The sequence below is a fragment of the Exiguobacterium sp. s40 genome (genome assembly GCF_018617905.1).
In the GTDB taxonomy this organism is placed as follows: domain Bacteria; phylum Bacillota; class Bacilli; order Exiguobacteriales; family Exiguobacteriaceae; genus Exiguobacterium; species Exiguobacterium mexicanum_A.
Genome location: NZ_JACSLC010000002.1, coordinates 243473 through 259928, shown reverse-complemented (window position 1 = coordinate 259928; position 16456 = coordinate 243473). Strand labels below are relative to the sequence as shown.

16 protein-coding genes and 1 tRNA gene are annotated in these 16456 nt (G+C 52.9%); 2 read left to right on the top strand and 15 right to left on the bottom strand.

Annotated elements, in window-relative coordinates; translation table 11 throughout:
* Nucleotides 1-26: 26 nt before the first annotated feature.
* From KNP02_RS02965 to KNP02_RS02905, 13 genes are all read right to left on the bottom strand, one after another.
* Nucleotides 27-914, bottom strand: coding sequence for a YitT family protein (locus KNP02_RS02965; protein WP_251129117.1), 888 nt, complete (start codon nucleotides 912-914; stop codon nucleotides 27-29).
* A 55-nt stretch (nucleotides 915-969) separates the two neighbouring features.
* Nucleotides 970-2310: a glycosyltransferase gene (locus KNP02_RS02960; RefSeq protein WP_214707282.1), complete on the bottom strand. Its 1341-nt coding sequence runs from the start codon at nucleotides 2308-2310 to the stop codon at nucleotides 970-972.
* Complete coding sequence (locus tag KNP02_RS02955) at nucleotides 2307-3515, bottom strand: glycosyltransferase family 4 protein (protein WP_251129128.1); 1209 nt, start codon at nucleotides 3513-3515, stop codon at nucleotides 2307-2309. The genes KNP02_RS02960 and KNP02_RS02955 overlap by 4 nt, the downstream gene beginning before the upstream one ends.
* A gap of 21 nt (nucleotides 3516-3536) precedes the next feature.
* The gene (gene galU / locus KNP02_RS02950; RefSeq protein ID WP_214707278.1) at nucleotides 3537-4418 is read right to left on the bottom strand and encodes a UTP--glucose-1-phosphate uridylyltransferase GalU; all 882 of its coding nucleotides are present in this window, start codon (nucleotides 4416-4418) and stop codon (nucleotides 3537-3539) included.
* A 257-nt stretch (nucleotides 4419-4675) separates the two neighbouring features.
* Nucleotides 4676-5473: an aminoglycoside phosphotransferase family protein gene (locus KNP02_RS02945; RefSeq protein ID WP_214707276.1), complete on the bottom strand. Its 798-nt coding sequence runs from the start codon at nucleotides 5471-5473 to the stop codon at nucleotides 4676-4678.
* Between the two features lie 269 nt (nucleotides 5474-5742).
* Nucleotides 5743-7035, bottom strand: a complete 1293-nt coding sequence (gene eno / locus KNP02_RS02940) for a phosphopyruvate hydratase (RefSeq protein WP_114166805.1) — start codon at nucleotides 7033-7035, stop codon at nucleotides 5743-5745.
* A 34-nt stretch (nucleotides 7036-7069) separates the two neighbouring features.
* Complete coding sequence (gene gpmI, locus KNP02_RS02935; protein WP_214707274.1) at nucleotides 7070-8608, bottom strand: 2,3-bisphosphoglycerate-independent phosphoglycerate mutase; 1539 nt, start codon at nucleotides 8606-8608, stop codon at nucleotides 7070-7072.
* On the bottom strand, nucleotides 8609-9361 hold the full coding sequence (tpiA, locus tag KNP02_RS02930; RefSeq protein WP_034778525.1) for a triose-phosphate isomerase: 753 nt from the start codon (nucleotides 9359-9361) through the stop codon (nucleotides 8609-8611).
* A gap of 18 nt (nucleotides 9362-9379) precedes the next feature.
* A complete protein-coding gene (locus KNP02_RS02925; RefSeq protein ID WP_131437839.1) occupies nucleotides 9380-10564 on the bottom strand; it encodes a phosphoglycerate kinase in 1185 nt (394 codons plus the stop codon).
* Between the two features lie 98 nt (nucleotides 10565-10662).
* Nucleotides 10663-11670 (bottom strand): type I glyceraldehyde-3-phosphate dehydrogenase, encoded by a 1008-nt coding sequence (gene gap / locus KNP02_RS02920; protein ID WP_034778529.1) that lies wholly within the window; start codon nucleotides 11668-11670, stop codon nucleotides 10663-10665.
* Between the two features lie 59 nt (nucleotides 11671-11729).
* Nucleotides 11730-12758, bottom strand: coding sequence for a sugar-binding transcriptional regulator (locus tag KNP02_RS02915; RefSeq protein ID WP_251129116.1), 1029 nt, complete (start codon nucleotides 12756-12758; stop codon nucleotides 11730-11732).
* Nucleotides 12759-12867: 109 nt separating this feature from the next.
* Nucleotides 12868-13125, bottom strand: coding sequence for a glutaredoxin family protein (locus KNP02_RS02910; protein ID WP_034778531.1), 258 nt, complete (start codon nucleotides 13123-13125; stop codon nucleotides 12868-12870).
* Nucleotide 13126: 1 nt separating this feature from the next.
* Complete coding sequence (locus KNP02_RS02905) at nucleotides 13127-14272, bottom strand: RNA polymerase factor sigma-54 (RefSeq protein WP_214707272.1); 1146 nt, start codon at nucleotides 14270-14272, stop codon at nucleotides 13127-13129.
* A 122-nt stretch (nucleotides 14273-14394) separates the two neighbouring features.
* On the opposite strand from KNP02_RS02905, the gene KNP02_RS02900 reads away from it, so the two are divergent.
* Together KNP02_RS02900 and clpP are read left to right on the top strand one after the other, a co-directional pair.
* A tRNA-Arg gene (locus tag KNP02_RS02900) sits at nucleotides 14395-14467 on the top strand.
* 151 nt (nucleotides 14468-14618) lie between these two features.
* Nucleotides 14619-15194 carry an ATP-dependent Clp endopeptidase proteolytic subunit ClpP gene (clpP, locus tag KNP02_RS02895; protein ID WP_138859072.1) on the top strand — a complete coding sequence of 192 codons (576 nt, stop codon included), beginning with the start codon at nucleotides 14619-14621 and terminating at the stop codon, nucleotides 15192-15194.
* A gap of 41 nt (nucleotides 15195-15235) precedes the next feature.
* Here clpP and KNP02_RS02890 read toward each other — a convergent pair whose 3' ends face one another.
* Together KNP02_RS02890 and KNP02_RS02885 are read right to left on the bottom strand one after the other, a co-directional pair.
* On the bottom strand, nucleotides 15236-15931 hold the full coding sequence (locus KNP02_RS02890) for a MerR family transcriptional regulator (RefSeq protein WP_214707271.1): 696 nt from the start codon (nucleotides 15929-15931) through the stop codon (nucleotides 15236-15238).
* Between the two features lie 57 nt (nucleotides 15932-15988).
* Nucleotides 15989-16429, bottom strand: a complete 441-nt coding sequence (locus tag KNP02_RS02885) for a hypothetical protein (protein WP_214707269.1) — start codon at nucleotides 16427-16429, stop codon at nucleotides 15989-15991.
* Between the last annotated feature and the right edge of the window lie 27 nt (nucleotides 16430-16456).

The following is a 16456-nucleotide window of genomic DNA, read 5'->3' as shown; positions in this document are numbered from 1 at the left end:
TTGGCGTCAAAACGCCAGCGTTCAAATTATCGGGATGGGTAGCTGAACCCTTCCCCGATGACCTCTTTCACTTGGTGGATGACGACGAAGGCACGTGGGTCGGTCACTTCGACGATTCGCTTGAGCGGACCGATTTGACGCTTGTCGACGATCATATACAACATGTTTTTGTCCTGCTTCGTGTAGTAGCCGTGGCCATGGATAATCGTTGCCGAGCGGCCGAGTGTCTCCGTCAACACGACGGCGAGTTCTTCTTGCTTGTCGCTGATGATCGTGACGGCCTTGCGGATGTTGAGCCCTTCAGCGACGAGGTCAATGACCCACGAGCCGATGATGATGGCGATCAACGTATAGAGCACGACTTGCTCCCCGAGGATGAAGCCTGACGCCCCGACGACGATGGCATCGATGATGAACATCGACACGGCGACGCTCATGTGCAAATACCGCTCCATGAGGCGGGCGATGATGACCCCGCCCCCGGTCGTCCCGCCGACGCGGAGCACCATACCGATACCGACCCCGATCATGATCCCGGCGTAGACGGCCGCGAGCAGTTTGTCCTCGACCGGGCTGCCCCAGTCATGGGTCAAGCTGAGGAAGAACGACGTCGCGATGACAGCGACGACCGAATAGACCATCGTCCGGCGGTCGAGCAGCTTATAGCCGACAATGAACAACAGACCGTTCCCGATGATTGACGTGACACCGAGGTCCCAGCCGAACAAGTAGTACAGAATGATGGTGACCCCGAGCAGGCCGCCTTCCGAAAAATCGTTCGGGACGGTGAAGTAGTTCACCCCGAACGCGAGAATGAATGAGCCGGCGACGATCCAGGCGATATCCTTCAAGGAAATCGATTGGAGCTTCTTCCAGACTTGTTGACGCAATAGATGTTGTTGTTGACGTTTCATTGGTTGTCCCCCTTCCATATAAAAAAGACCGCGGCACAAAGCCGCAGTCTAAGTCTTACTGTTGAACTGGCTTTGGCGCACCGTCTTTCATAATCGGCAACTTGCGGTCCACGACGTTCGTGTAGACGTTCAAGAGTGCCTCTTTTTCCAAATCCCAGTTATATTGCTCGCGCGCCGTCTTCGTGTTTTCTTTGACACGGGCGTAGAGTACTTGGTCGTCGAGCAGGCGGTTGACGCCTTCGGCGATTGATTGTGGGTCGTGCGAATCGACGACGACACCGACATCGTTGCCGGCGACGACCCGTTCGATTTCCGGGAAGTCACATGACACGACCGGTACTTCGGCCATCAAATATTCGAACAGCTTGTTCGATGACGCCGAGTAGTGGTTGAAGCAGACGTTGTTCAACACTTGGAAACCGAGATACGCGTTCATCGTATAGTACGGTAACGCCTCAACCGGTACTTTGTCAATCATCTTGACGCGGTCGCTGACGCCTTCGTCCTCAATCATCTGTTTGATCACCGGCTTCAGTTTCCCGTCCCCGATCATGACGAGCGTGCCTTCTTTGAAGTCCTTGACCGCGAGGATGAGCTGCTCGAGTCCGCGGCCGGCTTGAATGCCGCCTTGGTACAAGAGGATCTTCTCATCTTTCGGCAAGTCGAGGAGCGCATGCAAGTCTTTACGGAGCGAGAAGTCGAGCGGACGATAGAACGGATAGTTGTGGAGCACGTATGGATAGAAGCCGTAGAGCTCTTCGTTGTGCGCCGCGCGCGTGTGGTTCTCGACCATCATCGAATCGACATACGGCAAGAGCCAGCCTTCAAGGTTACTTTGGATATAGCCGTAACCGGTCCGGTCCGTCTGGACTTCATGTGAGTCGTAGACGATTTTGCCTTTGTTGACGATTTTCCCGGCGATGAGCGCCTGCGGGAGCGTGTTCAAGTCGTTGGCGTGATAGAAATCGTACGACTTTTTCGTCGAAGTGAACACCATCTCGAGCATCGCGCTCGCATTGACGATTTGCTTCCGTACCGGCGGGAGAAGGATCGCGCCTGCTGCCGCGCCGAGTCCAATCATCGTGAGCGGTGCGAGGATGACAAGTCCTGCACCGACGAGTCCCGCGCCGATTTTGCGTGTTTTTTTCGCGAAAATCCACTTTTTCACTTGGCTCGCCATTTTCATACCGTTCACCAAGATCGGCGGTTGACGTTTGACACGAATGACGCGGAAGCCTTCCGGACGCATCTCTTCTTTCGGGAGCGACGGATTTTTCGGGTCTTGGAGCGCGATCAAATCGACTTCATAGCCCGCTTCGGCGAGTGCCGAGCATTCGCGCAAGACGCGCGCATCATTCGTAAAATGGTTCCATACAAACATACATACTGACTTCATCGTGTTTCCTCCATCGTTACTTTTTCGATCACGTCTTCGAGGACGTGTATATTGTTTTCCCAGCACAAGTTCTCTTTCACATAACGGATCCCGTTCACGCCGTATTTCTCACGCAACTCGGGACGTTCGAGCAGTTTACGGAGCATGTGCTCGATCTCATTGATGTCACGCTTCCGTGACACGTAACCGACCTCGGCCGCTTCGATGACATTCGCCGCATGGCCTGACACCGCCGCGACGATCGGTTTACCAACCGCCATGTAGTCGATCAGTTTGCCCGGGATGACCGTATCGAACACTTCTTGCTCAATCAGGCTGACGAACGCGACGTCCGCGTTCTTGATGGCTTGGAACGCCTCCGTCCGAGGCATCGCCTCGAGGAAGAGGAAGTTCTTAAAACCACGGGCCTTGATCGTCTCTTTCAACTCGTTCTTCCGGTACCCGTAGCCGATCAATTTGAAGTGAACGCGCGGCTCGTCACGGAACCGCTCCGCAAGTTCAAGCAAGAGTGACACGTCTTGGGCGAGGCCCATGTTCCCGGCGTACAGGATTTCCATCCGGTCGTCCTCGGGGACCGTCCGCTTGAGGTTGCGCTCGCTCTCACGAATCGAGTTCGGCATGTAGTGGATCATCTCGTTCTCGACGCCGCGCTGGCGAAGATAGCTGCGGAACCCTTCCGAGTTGATGATGATTTCATCGGCCGATTTGTAAAGACGCTTCTCGAACCAGAACGCCGGGGCGAGCATCCAGTCGTGTTTGAACACGCCGACGCCTTTCACCGACTCCGGCCAGAGGTCACGCACGTCCAAAATGAACGGGACGCCGTACTTGCGTTTCGCATACACGCCGACGAACGCCATAAAAAAAGACGGGGTCGTCGCAAAGACGACATCCGGTTTCGAGTCGAGCTTTTGGACGGCGGCGACGCCTTTGATCATCTGTTCCAAAAACAAAGCGAGCCGGCTCACCATGTTCGACGTATGTTTGCGTTTCTTCGTGATGAGCCGCTTGATGAACGGCTGATTGTTGAGCGCCTTGTCGTTCCAGAAGCGATCGTCTTTATACAAGTTGAAGTTCGGATACGATGGGGCGGCCGTGATGACCTCCACTTCGTATCCGCGTTCCTTCATGAGATGCGTGATATTTTGCATCCGGTTGCCGGCACTGCCGATCTCCGGATAATAGTTTTGACAGACCATTAACATTGTTTTCAAAAATAACACACCTTACTGTTGTTCGAGTTCGTCCACGAAGCGCTTCAAGAGCGTGCGGACGTTGGCTTTTAAATCTGGGTCGCACAGCGCGTGGGCGATCGTCGCTTCGATGAAGCCGATCGGTTCCCCGACGTCATAGCGACGCCCGTCAAATTCATAGGCGAAGACGGTCTCCACCTCGTTCAAGCGGGCGATGGCGTCCGTCAATTGGATCTCGCCTCCCGTCCCGACTTCTTGCGCCGACAACGCCTCAAAGACGTCCGGCGTCAAAATGTAACGGCCGAGGATGGCGAGGTTCGATGGGGCTTCACCGACGGCTGGTTTCTCAACGAACGTCCGGACCGGGATGAGCTTTCCTTCGACGGCAAGCGGGTCAATTATACCATATCGATTCGTCATTTCATACGGGACGCGTTGCACCCCGATGATCGAGCGCTCACACTGCTCGTACTGGTCGATCAATTGCTTCGTCGCCGGCACGTCCGCCTCGATGATATCGTCCCCGAGCAGGACCGCGAACGGTTCGTCGCCGATGAACTTCCGGGCACACCAAATCGCGTGGCCGAGCCCTTTTGGTTCCTGTTGCCGTATGTAGTGGATGTTGGCGAGGTTCGACGAGTGGCGCACCGACTCGAGGAGCTCGGTCTTGCCTTTTGACTCGAGGTTCTGTTCAAGCTCGATGGCTCGGTCGAAATGGTCCTCGATGGCGCGCTTGTTCTTCCCGGTCACGATGATGATGTCCTCGATGCCGGAAGCGACGGCTTCTTCCACGATGAATTGAATCGTCGGTTTGTTGACGATCGGGAGCATCTCTTTTGGCATCGCCTTCGTCGCCGGCAAGAAGCGGGTACCGAGCCCGGCGGCCGGGATGATGGCTTTCCGTACGCGTGTCATGGACGTCTCTCCTTTTTTTATGCTGTATCTGATGATTATACCCAATTTCCGAGTATTCACGCACACAAAAAAACGGCCGTGACGCACGTCACGACCATTTCCGGTCTTCCATATACTTGTACAGGAAGTAACCACCGACACCGAGCGCAATGAGAAGAAGGAGAAAACCGCTGACCATCATGACGAACGCCTCCTTTCACCTACACTAGTCTATTCCCGGAATGACTGGTCGACAAGCACCCCTCTGACATTCTATTTCAGAACCACTTCCGTCCGTGCACCTCGATGAACCGGTACTCTTCTTGATAATGGTCATAATGCCCTTCATCAATCATGTGTTGGAAGGCTGCATCCCCTTCCGCCGCTTTCCGTTTCATCAATCGACAAAGCGCATCGATTCGTAACAGTAACATCGTCAGCAACTCCGTTGTCGAACCTTCCCAGCCATACGCCTCCAAGAAGAGGGCGACTCGTCGTTTGTACGTCCCATCATCACGTTCCGCCTCATAGTAAATGACTTCACCCGACTCGGCTTGATGACGCCGGCTGAGCGGAACGAACGTATAAAGGGCATAGACGATATCCCAGGCTCGTGGTCCGGGCGCCGCCAAATCAAAGTCGATGACCCCTGCCACTTTCCCGTCATGGAAAATCGTATTGTAGACGGCGAAATCGTTGTGGCAAATCACTTCAAACGGTGCTGGCGTATGGTCGAGCGGTTGCCAATCAGACGGCCACTCGACACCGGCGGTCGCGTCATGCAGCTGGCGCATCAATCGAGCGGCGTCTTGAATCGCCTCATCTGACCACATGTAGGCTTTCAACGGATAATCGGCCGTCTCCCCTTCGAGGTACGTCAACACTTCTCGGCCCTGATCATCCACCCCGACAAATCGCGGCACGCCCGATATCCCTTTCGCCTCCAAATGCGTTAACAACCGCTGAATATGCGCACTGCCATCTTTCTGCGTGCGATAGACGTGATTCCCCTTTTTATAGACGGTCGACACGTTCCCGCCACTCAACCTTTTTTCTTGTTCATTCGATTGGTCCATGTAACTCCCCCTACTCTTCATCGATAACAAATTCAGTATACAGCAGGACGAAGAATCAATGATGGATTCATGACACAATGTTTGATACGGAGGTACAATCCCGTCGAAGCGGCACCGTGACTCTTGCAGGAAAGCAATCGCGCGGAGACCCCGCAAGCGCGTAAGCGCGAGGAGGCTCCGTGGATTGCCTGCAGAAAGCATCGGTGCCGTAAAGACGGGTTTAACCACAAAAAAACAGGCCCGCACAAGGCGAGCCTGAAAAACATCAATTATTTTTTGAGGTTGTAGAACGACTTGATACCGTCGTATTTCGCTACATCGCCGAGCATGTCTTCGATGCGGAGAAGTTGGTTGTACTTCGCGATACGGTCTGTACGCGAGAGCGAACCAGTTTTGATTTGACCAGCGTTTGTTGCAACCGCGATGTCCGCGATTGTTGCGTCTTCTGTTTCACCAGAACGGTGTGAGACAACTGCTGTGTAACCAGCTTTTTTAGCCATTTCGATCGCGTCAAATGTTTCTGTGAGCGTACCGATTTGGTTAACTTTGATGAGGATCGAGTTCGCGATACCTTTTTCGATGCCTTCAGCCAATTTCGCTGTGTTCGTTACGAAGAGGTCATCCCCAACGAGTTGAACTTTGTTACCGATTTTCTCAGTAAGCAATTTGTGGCCATCCCAGTCGTTTTCATCGCAACCATCTTCGATTGAGAGGATTGGGTACTTGTCAACGAGTTCTGCGTAGAAGTCTACGAGTTCTGCAGTTGTAAGTGATTTGCCTTCGCCAGCGAGTTCGTACTTGCCAGTCGACTTGTCATAGAACTCAGAAGATGCAACGTCCATTGCGAGGTAGACGTCTTCACCTGGTTTGTAACCAGCTTTTTCGATCGCTTCAAGGATAACAGTGATCGCTTCTTCGTTTGACTTAAGGTTTGGTGCGAAACCACCTTCGTCACCGACTGCTGTGTTAAGACCCATACCAGAAAGAACTGATTTGAGGGCGTGGAATACTTCAGCACCCATACGGAGCGCTTCACGGAACGTTGGCGCACCAACAGGCATGATCATGAACTCTTGGAAGTCAACGTTGTTGTCCGCGTGCGAACCACCGTTGATGATGTTCATCATTGGTGTTGGAAGTGTCTTCGCGTTGAATCCACCGAGGTACGTGTAAAGTGGAAGACCGAGCTCATCAGCTGCTGCGTGAGCTGCTGCCATTGAGACACCAAGGATCGCGTTTGCGCCGAGCTTCGCTTTGTTTGGTGTGCCATCAAGTTCGATCATTTTAGCGTCGATTGCATTTTGGTCGAAAACATCGTAGCCGATGAGTTCAGGTGCGATTGTGTCGTTTACGTTCGCAACGGCTTTGAGTACACCTTTACCAAGGTAGCGTGACTTGTCGCCATCACGGAGTTCAACTGCTTCGTGCTCACCAGTTGATGCGCCTGATGGGACGAGGGCACGGCCGAAACCGCCGTCTTCTGTGAAGACTTCTACTTCTACTGATGGGTTACCACGTGAATCCAAAATTTCGCGTGCGTAAATTTCTGTAATCATTGACATATTGATTCGCTCCTTTTTGTTTGAAAAGTTTAAGTTACTTCGTAACGATTGATGAGCCGGTCATTTCAGCCGGTTGCTCTCCACCAAGCAGGTGAAGGAGCGTCGGGGCGAGGTCACACAAAGCGCCTTCGAGAACTGGTTTGAGTTCTACCCCTTCTTTCGTGACGATACATGGAACAGGTTCCGTCGTGTGGGCCGTCATCGGTGAACCGTCTGGGTTTGTGACAAGGTCAGCGTTCCCATGGTCCGCCGTAATGATCGCTGCGCCACCTTTGGCGAGTAGTGCGTCCACTACTTTACCGAGGCATTCGTCAACGACTTCGATGGCCTTTTTCGTCGGTTCGAGCATACCGGAATGGCCGACCATATCCGGGTTCGCGTAGTTGATGATGTACGCGTCGTACGTGTCCGATTCGATGCGTTCGAGAAGGCCTTCTGTGAGCTCATACGCGCTCATTTCCGGCTTCAAGTCGTACGTCGCCACTTTCGGTGACGGTACGAGGAAACGATCTTCACCTTCGAACGGTGTTTCTTGTTGTCCGTTCAAGAAGAACGTGACGTGCGGGTATTTCTCAGTTTCCGCAGCGCGGAGCTGTTTGTACCCTTGCGCGGCGAGAGTCTCACCGAGCGTGTTTTTCAAATCTTCTGGTGGGAAGACGATGTCCGTGTCGATTTCATCCGAGAATTTCGTCATCGAGACGAGCAAGATGTTCTCTGGATGTGTGTTCGAAAGTTCGAAGCCTTTAAAGCCAGTCTTCTCTTTGAACACTTTCGCGAGCTCAATCGCCCGGTCCGGACGGAAGTTGAAGAACATGATCGCGTCGTTGTCTTTGATCGTCGCAATCGGTTGACCGTCTTTCTCAATGACCGTCGGTAAGACGAATTCATCCGTCAAACCGTCTGCATACGACTTTTTGAGGACGTCGACCGCGTTCGTGCCGACTTCTCCCTTACCGTTCACAAGCACATCGTATACTTTCTCGATACGCTCCCAACGGTTATCGCGGTCCATGGCATAGTAGCGTCCAGACACGCTAGCGACTTGACCGAGTCCGAGTTCAGCAAGCTTCGCTTCCGTCTGTTCGAGGAAGCTAGCGCCTGATTTCGGATCACAGTCACGGCCGTCCGTGAAAGCGTGAATGTATACTTTTTCGATGCCATGAAGTTTTGCGAACTCGACGATGGCGTACATGTGGTTGATGTGAGAGTGAATCCCACCGTCTGAGACGAGGCCCATGATGTGGAGGCTCGAATCATACTTTTTCACATGTCCGGCCAAGTGATTCATCGCTTGGCGGTCGAAGAGTGAACGGTCTTTGATGGCGTTGTTGACGCGTGAAAGTGACTGATAGACGACCCGGCCGGCACCGATGTTCAAGTGACCGACTTCCGAGTTCCCCATCTGACCTTCCGGAAGGCCGACGTACTCGCCTTTCGCGTTGAGGAGCGTATGTGGATACTGCTCCCAGTAGCGGTCGAAGTTCGGTTTGTTCGCCGCAGCGACCGCATTACCGAACGTCTCGTTCCGCATTCCAAAACCATCCAAGATGATGAGGGCGACTGGTCTTGCCATTTAAATCGCCTCCAACAACTTGAGGAACGAAGCAGCTTCAAGTGAAGCACCGCCGACGAGCGCGCCGTCGATGTCTTCTTGCGCCATATACTCCTTGATGTTCTCAGGTTTTACAGAACCGCCGTATTGGATGCGAACCGCAGCCGCCACGTCTTCACCGTAAAGACCTTTTACCACGTCACGAACATATTTGCATGAGCTTTGCGCATCTGCTTCGTCCGCTGATTTACCAGTGCCGATCGCCCAAACTGGCTCGTACGCGATGACGAGTTGTTTGACTTGGTCAGCTGAGAGGTCCGCGAGGCCACCTTCGACTTGCGTCTTGATGACTTCTTCGAACTTGTCGCCTTCGCGCTCTTCTAATGTTTCACCGACACAAACGATTGGCGTAAGACCGTGTTCGAACGCTTTTTTCGTTTTGCTGTTGATGAACGCATCAGATTCGCCGAAGTATTCGCGACGCTCTGAGTGTCCAAGGATGACGTACGTCACGCCGAGGTCAGCGACCATGGCCGGGCTGATTTCGCCTGTGTATGCCCCACTATCTTTGTCGTACATGTTTTGAGCACCGAGCTTAAGGTTTGACCCCTTCGCTGCTTCTACCATCGGTGCGAGGAAAAGTGCTGGTGCACCAATCGCCGCGTCAACTTTGTCCGTTGACGGGATGTTATTTTTAACTTCCTCTACGAAAGCGACGGCTTCCGAGAGTGTTTTGTTCATTTTCCAGTTACCTGCAATAATCGGTTTACGCATCGATAACCCTCCTCTGTTTTACTTGTCGTTCAACGCTTCGACGCCTGGAAGTTTCTTGCCTTCCATGAATTCGAGTGAAGCGCCGCCACCAGTCGAGATGTGGCTCATTTGGTCAGCAAGGCCGAACTTGGCTGCTGCCGCGGCTGAGTCACCACCACCGATGATTGAGTATGCGTCGCTGTCTGCGAGTGCTTGAGCGACACCTTTCGTTCCGTTAGCGTACTTATCGAGTTCGAATACGCCCATCGGTCCGTTCCAAACGACAAGTTTCGATTCGCGAATCGCTTCCGCGTAAATTTCGACTGTCTTCGGTCCGATATCAAGACCCATGTGATCCGCAGGGATCGAGTCGATATCGACTGGTCCGACGTATGTCTCTTCGCCGAATTCTTTCGCAATGACACAGTCGACCGGCATCAAGAACTTCACGCCTTTGTCTTCTGCTTTTTTCATGAACTGACGAGCGAGGTCGAGCTTGTCTTCTTCAAGGAGTGACGTTCCGACTTCGTGCCCGAGTGCTTTCGAGAACGTGTACGAGAGACCGCCACCGATGATGAGTGTGTCAACGATGTCAAGAAGGTGGTCGATGACCCCAATCTTGTCAGCAACTTTCGATCCGCCGATAATCGCCGTGAACGGACGGTCCGGGTTCGAGAGTGCCTTCCCGAGGACTTCAAGTTCTTTCTCCATCAAGAGACCAGCCACCGCGTGGTCCACGTTTTGCGCGATACCTTCTGTTGAAGCGTGGGCACGGTGAGCCGCACCGAACGCATCGTTGACGAAGATATCAGCGAGTGCCGCGAAACCTTTCGCGAGTTCTGGATCGTTTTTCGTTTCACCAGGGTAGAAACGGACGTTCTCGAGAACGACGACGTCACCTTCACCAAGTTTTGAAACGGCTTCTTCTGCGACTGGACCGTACGCCTCTTCAACGAGGGGTACATCTTTGCCGAGAAGTTCAGCGAGACGTTTAGCGACCGGTGCGAGTGAGTACTCGAGGTTCTTCTCGCCTTTTGGACGGCCGAGGTGGCTCGCCAAAATGACTTTCGCACCGCCGTCGATCAAGTGTTTGATCGTCGGAAGAGCCGCTTGGATCCGCGTTTCATCTTGAATGACGCGATCTTTGAGTGGAACGTTGAAGTCAACGCGGCAAAAGACGCGTTTCCCTTTTACATCGATGTCACGAATAGACTGTTTGTTCATAACCTTCGCCTCCATATGTCGTGCGTGTCAATTTCATAAATAGAGCGGAGAACAATCTCTTGTTTCCGCTCCTATTTGATTCTATTTAGTTCACGAACTTACTTCGCGATTTCAGCGAAGTGCTTGAGTGTGCGAACCAATTGTGCAGTGTAAGACATTTCGTTGTCGTACCAAGAAACTGTCTTAACGAGTTGCTTGTCGCCAACTGTCATTACTTTAGTTTGTGTCGCATCGAAGAGTGAACCGTAAGTGATTCCGACGATGTCAGAAGATACGATTTCGTCTTCAGTGTAACCGAATGACTCGTTCGCTGCTTTTTTCATTGCTGCGTTGATTTCGTCAACAGATACAGTTTTCTCAAGAACTGTTACGAGCTCTGTGAGTGAACCTGTAGCAACTGGTACACGTTGTGCCGCACCGTCAAGTTTACCTTGAAGTTCTGGGATAACGAGGCCGATCGCTTTAGCCGCACCAGTTGTGTTCGGTACGATGTTTGCTGCTGCCGCACGTGCACGACGGAAGTCGCCTTTCGGGTGTGGAGCGTCAAGCGTGTTTTGGTCGCCTGTGTAAGCGTGGATTGTTGTCATGAGACCTTCAACGATTCCGAACTGGTCTTGGAGAACTTTCGCCATTGGCGCCAAGCAGTTTGTCGTACAAGAAGCACCAGAGATTACTGTCTCAGTACCATCAAGGATGTCGTGGTTTGTGTTGTAAACAACAGTCTTCATGTCACCTGTAGCCGGAGCCGAGATCACAACTTTTTTCGCGCCAGCTTTCAAGTGAAGCTCCGCTTTTTCTTTTGCTGTGAAGAAACCAGTACATTCGAGAACGATGTCAACACCGAGCTCGCCCCATGGAAGTTCTTCTGGGTTGCGGTTAGCAAGTGTAACGACTTTCTCGCCGTTTACGAGGAAGTGACCGTCGTGTACTTCTACTTCTCCGTCGAAACGACCTTGTGTCGTGTCATACTTGAGAAGGTGAGCGAGCATCTTCGTGTCAGTCAAGTCGTTGATTGCAACAACTTCGACTCCTTCGTTTTTGATGATCTCGCGGAATGCCAAACGACCAATACGTCCAAATCCGTTAATACCAACTTTTACTGCCATAGTTAATTTCCTCCTTAGGGTAGAAGCTATTTATTGAAGAGCCAACGGGGGTCAACTCTTTAATAACGATTTAATAATTCTGTCGCCGCACCTTCGTCTGTGACGAGGATGATGTTCGGCGTGTGTTTCGCATATGCGGCAATCGCTTGTGCCTTCGATTTCCCTCCGGCGACCGCGATGACGGTGTCCATGTCGTCGAGCTCCTCTAATTGGATCCCGACCGTCTTGACCCGATGAACGATTTCACCTTCGGCGTTGAAGTAATATCCGAACGCCTCGGCGACGGCATCATGCCGTTCGATCATCCGCAAATGCTCTGGTGACGCGTGACGGCGTTTCGCCATCGTTTCCGCCTCACCAATTCCATGTACCACAATTCGCGCCGCTCTAATCATTTCCAGGACATTTTTTATGCTAGGTTCCTCCACCATCCGCTCGAACGTCTCTTGCGAAACCTCGTCCGGAATGTGGAGTAAATGATAGTCGGCATGGGCCCGGTCGGCCATTCGAGAACAGACGGTGTTCGCTTGTAACTCAAGCGTCTCCCCGAGTCCGCCGCGTGCCGGCACGAAATGCATCGGCCGTTCTTTTTTATCGGGCGACATCATGGCCGCAACCGATGCCATCGTCGTCCCGCCTGTGACCGCGATGATATTGTCGTCAGGTGCCAGTCGCGCTTTCAGCTGCGTGACGGCGGCCCGACCGATATCTCGCTGGACCCAGAACGTCTCGTCGGAATCACCCGGTACGATGACGACTTGGCGAACGCCTAGTTTTCGCTCGAGTTCTCGTGCGACTTCCGAGATTCCTAGGATCTCTCCCATGACCTCGTGCAAGTCTCTGAGAACGTTTCGGCCCGATTCCGTAAGGGAAATACCTTGAGTAGCGACCATCAATAGACCTTGGTCTTTCAAAAAGTCGACTTCTCGTCTTAGGATTCGTTCCGTCAGCCCGAGGCTTGTGGCGAGTGTCCGGCGGCCGATTGGCTGCATCAACCGGACGTAATGTAAGATGTCGTAACGATGTCGGAGCGTTTCGAGCATGTCGGGAACGATTTGCTTCTGAACTTGAATCAGCTGCTGGATCATACTCATTCCCCCTCGACTTAAAGTATGGACAATTTTTGTCCCACTTTTATATTTGCGTCCCACCGCTACGACTTCATCTTATCAATGACATTTCCGTCTTGCAACCCCTTCAAACGTTTTTTTTCGATGTAAGCGTATACTTAACAAAATCTTCAACTTTACTGTCATCGTATCGCCCTTGACTAATGACGCGCCCCTCGTGTAAGACAACGGGGATCTCGAACAAGTACTTCGCCTCGAGTTCTTCGTTGCCCGTGATGTCGACCTGCTCGAGTTCGAACGGATAGTCTTCCATGAGCCATTCGAGCATGACGAGTGCCTCCTCGCAGAGCGAACAGTTGGCACGCCGGTATAATGTCAGCACCATGTCAGTCCCCTCCTTTCCATAGTTGTCGTTCCCGCTCCCGCGAGTTTCCAAAACCGAGCGCTTCCCGATAGTTCGCCACGGTCCGTCGTGTCACCGTATAGCCGATCCGGGCCAACTCTCGCATGAGTGCGGCGTCACTCAAAGGTGACGTCTCTTGTTGAATCAGTTCGGCGAGCGCCTTTTTCACCATGAACGGCGATTGCCCATGATCTGTGGACCTGACGAAAAAGTGGCGCCACGCCATGACACCGCCCTCGGTCGCCACATACTTTCCTTGGATGGCCCGTCCGACGGTCGACTCGTGCTTGCCGATCCGTTCGGCGACTTCTTTCCGCGTCAACGGATGCAAGACGAGGTTGCCATCGAGCCAGTCCGCCTGACGTTCCGCGATGACCGTCCATACTGAATGAAGCGTCGCGTTCCGCATCTCGAGCGTCTCGTGCCACCACTTCGCCTCGCGGTCGTCCCCGATTCGAGCCACATCGAGCGTTGGGCTGAACCATGTCGTCACAAGCTCACCGTCACGCCGGACGACTTCGAGTTCCGGTACGATATGCTCGGTTCCTTCATATAATATTGGTGTTTTCGGTAACGTCGCCACGATACGGGTCACCCGGTCGAACTCGGTCACCGAGATGTCGAGTCGGCCCGGGATGTCATCAACGTTCGCGTCGAGCGCCTCGAACACGTCCAAGACGAGCGGGTCGTCATGTTCAATCGCATGCCGGTATTGGCAGTCACGCTCATTCTTCGCCCCGATCCCCGTCGGTTCTAAAAACAAGAGCGCCTGGCGTGCCGCCTCAATGTCCGCCGCATCGACCTCGAACCGATGGGCGAGCACGAAGTCACTATCAGGTAAGAGGCCGCGGTGGTCTAGCGCGAGGACGAGCCGCTTTTGAAGCATACGTTGGACCTCGTTCCCACTTCCTTCCTCGATTTGTTCGAACAGACGCGACTCGAACCCGCTCGCCGTGTCCTCCACCCATTCGACCGCGCCGCTGCCGAAGGCGATGTTCGGGTTCCGCTTTGACAAGCGGCCAAGCTGAAAAGCGATCGCGGTCCGGTCTGCTTCGAGAACCGGAAGACGCCTGACCATGTCCTGGGTCAGCTGTTGCTTTTGAAGTTGCTGTTGTTCTTGGCATTGCATCGGTCACACCCCTCTCGTTTCCTATTGTAGCGAAAGGCGGGAAAACGCGCTCAAAAAAAGTGAGACGAACAGGATTGCTTTTTTAAAAAAACAAATGTATAATAAATCGTGTCAGAGCACATGCACCCGTAGCTCAGGGGATAGAGCACTGGTTTCCGGTGCCAGGTGTCGGGAGTTCGAATCTCTCCGGGTGTATCAAAGAAAGAGGTCAGGCAGATGCCTGACCTCTTTTGTCGTTTTAGAATCGTCAAACCGTGGAATAGGTCAAAAACGATGACTATCGTTTGACCAACATTGACTATAGCGGTATGATATGTTTACAACCTACATAAAGGAGGCAGATTCAATGTTAATTCCAACAGTTATCGAACAAACAGGTCGCGGGGAACGCGCGTACGATATTTACTCACGCTTGCTCAAGGACCGCATCATCTTGCTCGGAAGTGCGATCGACGACAACGTCGCCAACTCGATCGTTGCCCAGCTCCTCTTCCTTGCAGCCGAGGACCCAGATAAGGACATCTCACTTTACATCAACAGTCCGGGTGGTTCGATCACTTCCGGAATGGCGATTTATGACACGATGAACTTCATCAAACCGAACGTGTCGACGATTTGTATCGGAATGGCCGCATCGATGGGTGCCTTCTTGCTCCAAGCCGGTGAAAAAGGCAAACGCTTCGCGCTTCCAAACGCGGAGATCATGATTCACCAACCGCTCGGCGGTACGCAAGGTCAAGCATCGGACATCAAGATCCATGCTGAACGCATCATCAAGATGCGCGAGAAATTGAACCAAATCATGGCCGACAACACAGGCCAGCCGCTTGAAGTCATCGAGCGCGACACAGAGCGCGACTACTTCATGTCAGCTGAACAAGCGAAAGACTACGGTCTCATCGACAAGGTCATGACGCGTTAATCCAAAAGCGCCTTTCCCAACTCCGGGAAAGGCGCTTCTTTTTATTGGACAGGTAACCAAATTTCAATCAAGTCGTCAGCTCCGTCTTGCCCATGAATGTAGCGCTCAAAATCGAGTGCATCCCGCAACGTTACATCCGGCAACGCTAGAAGTTGATTATACGTCGTGGGGATGGCCGGGATTCCGCCTTCGACCGTGGCGACAAGGTAACGTCCTGCCGACAGTTCAACCTGTCTTCCCTCTTCTCCTATGACAGGATCAGTCATCCCTGCTAGATAAGCTTCTTCTTTCGCTAAACAGACGCCATATGATTCGTCTGTCGTCAGCTCCGGTTGCAGTTTTTCCCAAACGAATGGGATTGTGGTGAGTTCGGATACATAGCCGTTTACGATTTTCGGTCGGTCCCACATCTCATAACGTACTTTCATTGAATCTCCCCCTGTTTGCATCCATTTGATTTGTTGCTCGACTTGTCGCAACGCCTCGATTTCGCGTTGGACCTCATCAAGTCTGCTGTCGAGTAACTCGCTCACACTTTCTGCCGTTTGAATTTGTTCGAGCGAGATACCCATTTGGCGTAGTAACTTGATTTCGTTCAGGCGTCTTATTTCTTCCATCCCGTATAACCGATACTGATTATCTAAACGAGTCGGTTGGACGAGTCCTTTCGCTTCATACCATTTGATTGCTTTAGTGGACAACCCCGTTAGATGGACCACTTTTCCGATTTGAATCATTGGCGTCCCCCCTTCTCGTTTATCATAAAGCCGCCCGTAGCGGACAGGTCAACTCTTTTATTCCTCGACCTCGACCCCGAACACATAGCGGCTGTCCCCACGCGGCCACTCCCCGCCCGTCTCAAACAAATAGACGCCCGGTTCGTCGGGCACGACGGGTTCAGACCGTACGAGCTCCCCATCGATGATTTGATGGAATGAGGCGTTCGACGGCTCGGCATGGAACTCGACATCAATCTCGGCACCCGGCTCGACGGGCACGAGCTGCAAGTCGTCCGCTTCCGGCAACCCGTGGTCTTCACATACCGCCTCGCCCCCATTGGACCAGCAGAACGTCGACTGTTTCACTTCGGCCGTCACCGATCCGATCCGGACTGTCGGGAGCGGCGGTTTGATCGAGGACTCCGACTTCCAAAACGAGGTGGCCAACAACGCGCCGACGACGAGAATCAACCCAACCACGACGATCCATAACCCTTTTCGTCTCGACTCGCTCATCTCCTTTGTTCTTGTATTCCCCGTTCC